Origin of the sequence: Pseudomaricurvus sp., from assembly GCF_965662505.1 — a bacterium.
GTDB lineage: Bacteria > Pseudomonadota > Gammaproteobacteria > Pseudomonadales > Cellvibrionaceae > Pseudomaricurvus.
This window is the reverse complement of the sequence record NZ_CBFIHX010000010.1, coordinates 40,511-48,875: the sequence shown is the minus strand read 5'-3', so window position 1 is coordinate 48,875 and position 8,365 is coordinate 40,511. Positions and strand designations below refer to the sequence as shown.

Sequence of the window (8,365 nt, the reverse complement as noted above, 5' to 3'; positions counted from 1 at the left end):
GACACGTTCAACTGCCTCACTGTTTATCTGAGCCGTTTTAGAATCCGCGATTTCAGTCTCTGCAGTCCCAATGACCTGAGACGATTGGCTCTCTGGATCACTGTCATCGCTTTCAATGGGGCTTGAGCTATCGTCAGCTACGGCTAGAGAGAGCTCTACATCCGTCACAACTGCTGGAGATTCGGAGGTCTGATCAGCGTCACGGGGCGGTAGCTGCTCAGTCTGGGCGTTCTCTACGGCCTCTGAAACCTCTGGTTGCCCTTCATTTTCCGATAAAAGAGATACCACAATCCAGGTCACAACCAGCAAGAGAGAAATAATCGCGTACAGGCGATTATCAGACTTTTTCGTTTTCCCGCCCTGCTCACCCGGCTTTAAGGGTTTGTATGCTTTTGAAGAATAATCCCGTTCGTGCCCCTCATGATCGGAAGCAAACTCGGCACTGTCTGTATGTTGTTGACGGTCAGCTCGGTAAGACTCAATCAATCCCTCAGGAGCAACATTCAATATGCGAGCGTAAGCGCGATAATAGCCTATGACAAAAGGCTCGGTGGGCAGTTTATTAAAGTCATCCTGCTCCAGATAGGAGATATAGGTCTCTGACAGACGCATTTGCTCTGCCACATACGTCAGGCTGAACCCTGCTGCTTCCCGCAGAGCCTTTAACTGACTGCCGGGAGATTGTTCGGCCGTAGTCATGTCGTCGTAATCTGATGCCATAAATTATGTCACCTCACTCACTGTCACCTCACTCACTGATCGATTTCTTGTATTCCAGGTATTCAGGCGAGTATGGGTGCAGATTTTTCAACGCCAGTGCGTAACTGGCTTCCTTGTCTTTATTGCCAAAGATTCGTTCGATACGAATACCCAACCACAAACTGCGCGGCGTCTGCCGGGCACGCTTGCCGTATTGCTCAAGATAATGACGAGCCACGGTGTAATCTTTTTTCTCAAAATAGATATCTGCCAGCTCCAGATAAGGGGCTGCGACCTGATTGTTGATGCCCACAACCTGTTTCAGAGCCGTAACCGCTTCATCCGGCTTACCTAGCTGTACCTTAGTTCGGCCCAGATTCAGCAATCCCACATAGCGATTATCGTAGCTGTAATCCTGACTGACTTTTTCAAATTGCTCTTCCGCGGCTTTATAACGCTGCTGGCTATACAAAAAAGTACCGTAATTGTTTCGAGCCTGTGAGAACTCAGGGTCGATGGCTAATGCTTTCTCAAAATTCTCTTCAGCCAGCTCTGTGTTGCCTTCCATCCAATAAAGGTACGCCAGGCCGTTATAGGCACCTTCAGAACTCTTATTGATCTTTAGCGCTTTTTGAAAATGGCGACGGGCAGACTTCTTGTCGCCCTGACGCAGATAACCCAGCCCTGCCTGGATGTGGGTCTTCTCTGCCTGATCAAGATCTGGCTTGGGTTGTGTAGAGTTTGTGGTGGTGACACAACCAGCCAATAACACAATCAGAGCAACCGTCACGCTCTTGCGTAGAAATGTGGTAAACCCCGTATCACTCAACATCTTCATAAAATGGCCTGTAGGTATCTAACCTGTCCTCGTGAATCGTATCGTTATTATGATATATCAGGCGACAAGGTAAACCCGTGCAAACTTCACGAGTTAACAACCCTCATTGATTGACAATGCGTACTGCTTCCTCGGCCGCCAGGGCCTGCTGGTTGCGATAGCGTTCGCTGCGCTTGGTTCGATCGTTCACAGCACCGGCCAGCTGTCCGCAGGCCGCATCAATATCATCACCACGAGTTGTGCGCACAGTAGTGGTAAAGCCCGCCTTGATCAGAATATCCTGAAAGGTACGCAAAGCGTTGTTACTCACCCGACGGTAATCGGATTGATCAAAGGGATTGAACGGAATCAGATTGATTTTGACAGGGATCTCTTTCAGCAACTGCACCAGCTCATGGGCATGATGCGGTCTATCATTCACCTGATTAATCAGCGTGTACTCAATCGTCATTTTGCGGCGATTGTCTGGCAAACCGTCGATATAGCGCTTGGCGGAGTCCAGCAACATGGCTATTGGGTACTTTTTGTTGATGGGCACAAGTTCGTTGCGCAGCTCATCGTTCGGTGCGTGCAGAGAAACTGCCAGACACGCATCGGTGTATTGCCCAAGACGATCCAGTGCGGGCACCACACCCGAAGTGCTCAGGGTCACACGTCGCTTGGACAATCCATAACAGTTGTCGTGCATCATCAGATTCATGGAATCGACAACGTTATCAAAATTCAATAGCGGCTCACCCATCCCCATCATCACCACATTGGTAATGATACGCGGGCGATCTTCGCCAAATTGACCGTAGGATTTCGCCGCCAACCACACTTGACCGATAATCTCGGCTGCGGTCAGATCGCGGTTAAAGCCCTGCTTGCCGGTCGAACAGAAGCTGCAATCCAGAGAGCAGCCCACCTGAGAAGACACACACAAGGTGCCTCGTTCCCCATCGGGAATCAGAACGGTTTCTACGGCACTGCCGCCCGTCACTTTGATCAGGAATTTACGCGTGCCATCGGCAGAATCCAGTTGCTGAATCACTTCCGGTGGACGCACCTCCGCAATACGCTTGAGCTTTTCGCGGAGGGCTTTGCTGATGTTCGTCATATTGTCGAAATCATCAACGCCCATTTGGTGAATCCACTTCAGCACTTGAGTCGCACGAAATTTTTTCTCGCCAATAGACTCAAAGAAGGCTTCCAGCTTGGCCTGCGAAAGGCCCAGCAGATTTACTTTCTCTTCCGTCTTGTTCGCGTCCGTGCTGACTTCAGTCTTGGCTGTCGCAGTAACAGAATCTGTCATGGTTGATTACCTGAATCATTCACCAAATGGGTATTACCAACGAATTAACGTGGGCAAATTTCGCCTTCGGCGAAGAAGTATGCGATTTCACGAGCAGCAGACTCAGGAGAGTCAGAACCGTGAACAGCGTTAGCATCGATGGTCTCTGCGAAGTCAGCACGGATAGTGCCAGCAGCCGCTTCTTTCGGGTTGGTAGCACCCATCAGATCACGGTTAGCAGCAATGGCGTTTTCGCCTTCCAGAACCTGTACAACAACAGGGCCGGAGGTCATAAAACCAACCAGATCAGCGAAGAAAGGACGCTCTTTGTGCTCAGCGTAAAAACCGCCTGCTTTTTCATCGTCCAGTTGCAGCATTTTCATCGCCACAATGTTCAGGCCGGCTTTTTCGAAGCGAGCTGCGATTTCACCGATTGCGTTTTTGGCAACAGCGTCAGGTTTGATGATGGACAGGGTACGTTCAACGGCCATTTGGGTCTCCGAAACAGTCGAAATAGAGTAAATAAAATCACCTCCGGATGGAGGCACTTAAAGCTCGGAAGGCATATCCGGCCACAAAAACAGCAGAATGCACTTCCCGAATCACAAAACGCGCGAATTATACGCGTAAATCCATGAATTTAATACGAAATCCCCAACAAAAATGGGGGTTTCGGGACAGTGCAGGCCACCCTGCCCGACAGAAAGGAACCAGCCGCCATACAGGAGCGGCGAAGCCCAGACTTAAGTGCGGATTTTCAGCCCGCAGAAGCCTGAGAGGCTTGGGCAATAGTTTGAATCCGCGCCACAATAGACTTCAGGCCATTGCCGCGAGTCGGACTCAGATGACGTTCCAGATCCAGCGTCTGAAAATAATCATCAACATCAAATCCGGTGATTTCAGAGGGGGTTTTGTCGTTGTAAGCCGCCATAACGACAGCCAGCAAGCCGCGTACAATCACCGCGTCGCTATCCACCACAAACTGCAGGCGATCCTCTTCACGATCAACCTCAATCCAGACATTACTCTGGCAGCCTTTCACCAAGCGCTCCGGGGTTCTCAGCGACTCTTCCATCTCTGGCAGGTCTTTTCCCAGGTCAATGATGTACTTGTAACGCTCTTCCCAGTCGTCAAAAAACGACAGGTCATCCAGGATTTCGTCGGTGGTTGGCAATGCCATATTCTCTGCTAAACCTCTGTTTTCAATCAATATTTCAACTTTCAGGCGCTAAATGGATACTAATAGGTGCTAGAAAAACAAACCGGCTTCCAGCTGAGCCTCTTCGGTCATCATGTCCCTGGACCAGGGGGGATCAAAGACCAGCTCGACAGACACGTCTTTGACATTAGGCACCTTGCCTACGCGATATTCGACGTCGCCCACCAGTACAGGCCCCATGCCGCACCCAGGTGCAGTCAGGGTCATACGGACATCAACCTTGCCGCTGTCCTGATCCACATCGACTCCGTAAATCAGGCCCAGCTCCACCAGACTGATGGGGATTTCGGGGTCGTAAATTGAATCCAGCGCAGCCCACAGTTGATCTTCATTGATCTTGCCACTGCCATCGTCGCTGAAATCAGGCAATTCTACTTCCTGACCAATGGCGTCAGCATCGGTTCCATCAATGCGGAACATGTTGCCCTGCCAGGTAACCGTAAAATTACCGCCCAGACTTTGATTGATTGTGAGGAACTGGCCCTCTTTCAGGACCGCCGGCTCGCCAGTCGGAACACGCCTCGCAGGGCAATCCCGACGGGTCACCACCATACTTTGCTGCATATCAGCTCACACTAAAGCTTTCGCCACAGCCACATTCAGCCACAACGTTGGGGTTATTAAACTTCACGACCTGATTAATGCCTTCGACCACCAAATCAATTTGGGTGCCGCGCAGAATATTCACGGCATCAGGTGCCACGGACAGGGTTATCTTGTCACTGGGGGCCAAGACTTCATCCCCCTCTTCGGGCCCATCCGCAAAATCCAGCACGTAGGCATAGCCCGTACAGCCACTGGTTTCCGTACTCAAACGGATAATTTTGCCTTCCTGAGTTCCCAGTTTCTTTTCAAAATGACGTATCGCAGCGTCAGTCATGGTGACCGCTGGCGCGTTGGGATCAAAGATCTCTGGTGTTTTCATGTCTGTCATTTTTCAACCTCTTGGTCAGCGTTCATAGCCGACACTTATGGCCACATTTATCATCAACGACACCCACCCTATGGTGGGATTTCCTTTCTTACTTTTCTTACTTTACATGCTTCCGGCGAACCGGATCAGGCCAGCATCATTCTGACCTTTTTTAATGCCTCGAACAGCGCATCCACTTCTTCGAGAGTGTTGTATATGGAGAACGAAGCTCGCGCAGTGCCCGGCACACCCAGACGAGTCATAAGCGGCTCTGCACAGTGATGCCCGGTACGAATGGCGATGCCCTGTCGATCCAGCAGGAAGCCGATATCCGCCGGGTGACCGCCGTCCATCAGAAAGCTCAAGACACCGGTTTTTTCACGAGCCTGGCCTATAATCGTCAGGCCTTCAAACGCTTCTGCCTGAGCAGTGGCACTATCCATCAAGGCTTTCTCGTGTGCTTTGAGAGCGTCCATATCCAGCTGGGAAAACCAGCGGATTGCCTCCCCCAGACCGATCACACCCGCGATATGGGGAGTGCCCGCCTCCAGGCGATACGGCAAGACATTCCACTGAGCGTCCTGATAAGTCACTTCCGAAATCATTTCGCCACCGGTCTGCCATACAGGCCACTCCGCCAACAGTGAAGCCTTGCCCCACAAAACGCCGATACCGGTAGGACCAAACAATTTATGGCCGGAAAACGCATAAAAGTCACAACCCAGATCCTGTACATCGACTGGACCATGAGCAACGCCCTGCGCACCATCGATCAACACCCAGGCACCAACGGCTTTGGCTTTGGCCGTTAATTCTTTAACCGGGTTAATCGTACCCAGTGAGTTGGACACCTGCGGGAACGCCACCATCTTGGTATTGGACGTCAGCAGTGCTTCAAACGCGGCCACATCCAGCTCACCCAGATCATTAACCGGTGCCACTTTTAACGTGGCTCCTGATCGCTTACAGGCTTGCTGCCAAGTGACGATATTGGCGTGGTGCTCCATTTCAGTGACGACGACTTCATCGCCCGCTTTAAGGATCTGACCGATACCGTTGGACACGATATTAATCGCCTCGGTGGTACCACTGGTCCAGATCACCTCTTCGCGCGCCTGAGCATTAATAAACTGAGCAACGATATCGCGGGCGCCCTCGTAGCGCTGAGTGGCTTCGTCAGCCAGACGGTGAGCACCACGGTGCACATTGGAATTGCAAGTGGTGTAGTAATCCACGATCGAATCAATCACGCACTGCGGCTTTTGCGTGGTCGCCGCATTATCGAGATACACCAGAGGTTTGCCATCAACCTCTCGCGACAAGATGGGGAACTGCTTGCGTAACTCTGCTACGTCAAACGTCATTTGACCTCCCATCACTTCACTTCCATATTGGCAAATCGATCGCGCAATTGTGGGCGCAACCATTCTGCCAACGCCTCATTAGGCATCTGATCCACCAACTCATTGATAAAACCAAAGTTCAGCATGATCTGCGCCTGAGAACGGCTGACCCCTCGGGTCTGCATGTAATACAGCGCCTTTTTATCAATCTGCGCAACAGTAGCACCGTGAGCACAACGAACATCGTCCGCGTAAATTTCCAACTCAGGCTTGGTATCAATCTCTGCACGATCTGACATCAACAGGTTGCGATTGTTCAGCTCGGCCAGCGTTTTTTGAGCGTCACGGTGGATATGAATTCGACCATTAAACACCGCCCGGGAATTATCCGCCACAATACCGCGTACATTTTCTTCGGTGGTGCCGTTTGGCACTGCATGCTCAATGGTACTGTGCAAATCAAACAGCTCTTTACCATCCAAGAGATAGATCGCATTCAACTTGGCAAACGCGTGTTCACCGGCGTGGGTTACGTCCACGTCGATACGCTGCAAGGTGCTGCCAAATCCCACCAGACTGCTGTTCAGCTCCGCGCGAGTTGCCAGCTCAAAGTGGCTGCCACCAATACTCAGTGACTCTCCGGTTTGCAACGCAAAGCGATAATGCTCCAGGTAAGCACTCTCTCCGATTTTGTATTCCGCAAATCCGGTATTCTTGCTGCGTTGATTACCCACAAACTGCTCTACCACTGAGGCTTTGGCGTTTTTGCCCAGACGAACCAGCACACGGGTGTGTGACTCATGGCCCTGTGTCAGTACGTTGACAATTCGGACAGGCTGTTCAATGACGGCATCGTCAGCAACATCAATCAGTACACCCTGAGTTGCCAGCACGTCATTCACCAAACCAAACAGGTGACGCTCGGGCTTCACGGCTGTGAAGGTCTCACGCGCCCAAGCCTGTGCGTCGGCCGACGCATCCGCCAAGGACACAACAGTCAGACCAGCGGGCAAATCTCCACTCAACGAGGACTCCAGCTTGCCATTCACAAACACCAGATCCAGACTGTTCAGGCCTTCTATAGTCTCTACCGCAGCATCTGAAGCAGCATCCGCTTCAGCCAGTAATTCTGTGCGATCCCAAACATTGATCGGCAGATACTTCCAGGCTTCCGTTTTGCGGGTTGGCCACTGTGCTTCACGCAACAATGCCAACGATGTCTGTCGCTGCGGCGCTAGCCAATCACTCACCAATTCGGCGCGTGTGACGGCTCCTTCTAACCAATTACTCATGGTTTACCCCTCTGCCACTTCATCGGCTGTGGGCTGGTCTTTCAACCAGGCATAACCTTCGCGCTCCAACTCATGCGCCAGCGAGTAGTCGCCGCTTTTCACGATTTTTCCCTCGGACAGCACGTGAACATAATCCGGTTTGATGAAGTCCAGCAGACGCTGATAATGAGTTACCACAATAAAGCTACGATCCGGTGAGCGCTGACTGTTTACGCCTTCAGCCACAACTTGCAACGCATCAATATCCAGACCGGAGTCGGACTCATCCAGGATGCACAGTTTCGGCTTCAGCAACAGCATCTGAAGGATTTCGTTGCGCTTTTTCTCGCCGCCCGAGAATCCTTCGTTCACACCACGCTTCAGGAAATCCGCAGGTAAATTGACCTGCTTACTGGCTTCACGAGCCATTTTCAGGAAGTCTTTAGAGCTCAGCGCTTCTTCGCCACGAGCTTCACGAACTGCATCCACAGACGCCTTCAGGAATTCCAGATTGCTGACGCCGGGAATTTCCACCGGATACTGAAACGCCAGGAACAAACCGGCGCGGGCGCGCTCTTCCGCATCAAGATCCAACAGATCGACGCCGTCCAGCTCGGCACCACCCTGCTCTACGCTGTAGCCTTCACGACCAGTCAGCACATAACCGAGCGTACTTTTACCGGCACCATTGGGTCCCATGATGGCGTGAACTTCGCCGGGTTTAATCTCCAGCTCCAGTCCTTTCAGAATGTTTTTTTCTTCAACACTGGCGTGCAGGTTTTTAATGGACAACATAATCTTTAATTCCT

General features: G+C 51.5%; 10 protein-coding genes. All 10 read right to left on the bottom strand.

Annotation, left to right across the window (positions count from 1 at the left end):
* On the bottom strand, positions 1-720 hold a 720-nt coding region (locus ACTG33_RS02590; protein ID WP_439133620.1), incomplete at its 3' end, for a helix-turn-helix domain-containing protein.
* A gap of 28 nt (positions 721-748) precedes the next feature.
* Entirely contained in the window at positions 749-1,537 is a 789-nt protein-coding gene (gene pilW, locus ACTG33_RS02585) for a type IV pilus biogenesis/stability protein PilW (protein WP_439133619.1), read from the bottom strand.
* A gap of 103 nt (positions 1,538-1,640) precedes the next feature.
* Positions 1,641-2,831, bottom strand: coding sequence for a 23S rRNA (adenine(2503)-C(2))-methyltransferase RlmN (gene rlmN, locus ACTG33_RS02580; RefSeq protein WP_439133618.1), 1,191 nt, complete (start codon positions 2,829-2,831; stop codon positions 1,641-1,643).
* A gap of 44 nt (positions 2,832-2,875) precedes the next feature.
* Positions 2,876-3,301 carry a nucleoside-diphosphate kinase gene (gene ndk, locus ACTG33_RS02575; RefSeq protein WP_439133617.1) on the bottom strand — a complete coding sequence of 142 codons (426 nt, stop codon included), beginning with the start codon at positions 3,299-3,301 and terminating at the stop codon, positions 2,876-2,878.
* A 266-nt stretch (positions 3,302-3,567) separates the two neighbouring features.
* The gene (locus tag ACTG33_RS02570) at positions 3,568-3,990 is read right to left on the bottom strand and encodes a SufE family protein (protein ID WP_439133615.1); all 423 of its coding nucleotides are present in this window, start codon (positions 3,988-3,990) and stop codon (positions 3,568-3,570) included.
* Between the two features lie 69 nt (positions 3,991-4,059).
* Positions 4,060-4,593, bottom strand: a complete 534-nt coding sequence (gene sufT / locus ACTG33_RS02565) for a putative Fe-S cluster assembly protein SufT (RefSeq protein ID WP_439133614.1) — start codon at positions 4,591-4,593, stop codon at positions 4,060-4,062.
* A 1-nt stretch (position 4,594) separates the two neighbouring features.
* Positions 4,595-4,963, bottom strand: coding sequence for a HesB/IscA family protein (locus ACTG33_RS02560; protein ID WP_439133613.1), 369 nt, complete (start codon positions 4,961-4,963; stop codon positions 4,595-4,597).
* Between the two features lie 125 nt (positions 4,964-5,088).
* Complete coding sequence (locus tag ACTG33_RS02555; RefSeq protein ID WP_439133612.1) at positions 5,089-6,306, bottom strand: aminotransferase class V-fold PLP-dependent enzyme; 1,218 nt, start codon at positions 6,304-6,306, stop codon at positions 5,089-5,091.
* An 11-nt stretch (positions 6,307-6,317) separates the two neighbouring features.
* Positions 6,318-7,577 (bottom strand): Fe-S cluster assembly protein SufD, encoded by a 1,260-nt coding sequence (gene sufD, locus ACTG33_RS02550; RefSeq protein ID WP_439133611.1) that lies wholly within the window; start codon positions 7,575-7,577, stop codon positions 6,318-6,320.
* 3 nt (positions 7,578-7,580) lie between these two features.
* The gene (gene sufC / locus ACTG33_RS02545) at positions 7,581-8,351 is read right to left on the bottom strand and encodes a Fe-S cluster assembly ATPase SufC (protein ID WP_439133610.1); all 771 of its coding nucleotides are present in this window, start codon (positions 8,349-8,351) and stop codon (positions 7,581-7,583) included.
* Positions 8,352-8,365: the final 14 nt, after the last annotated feature.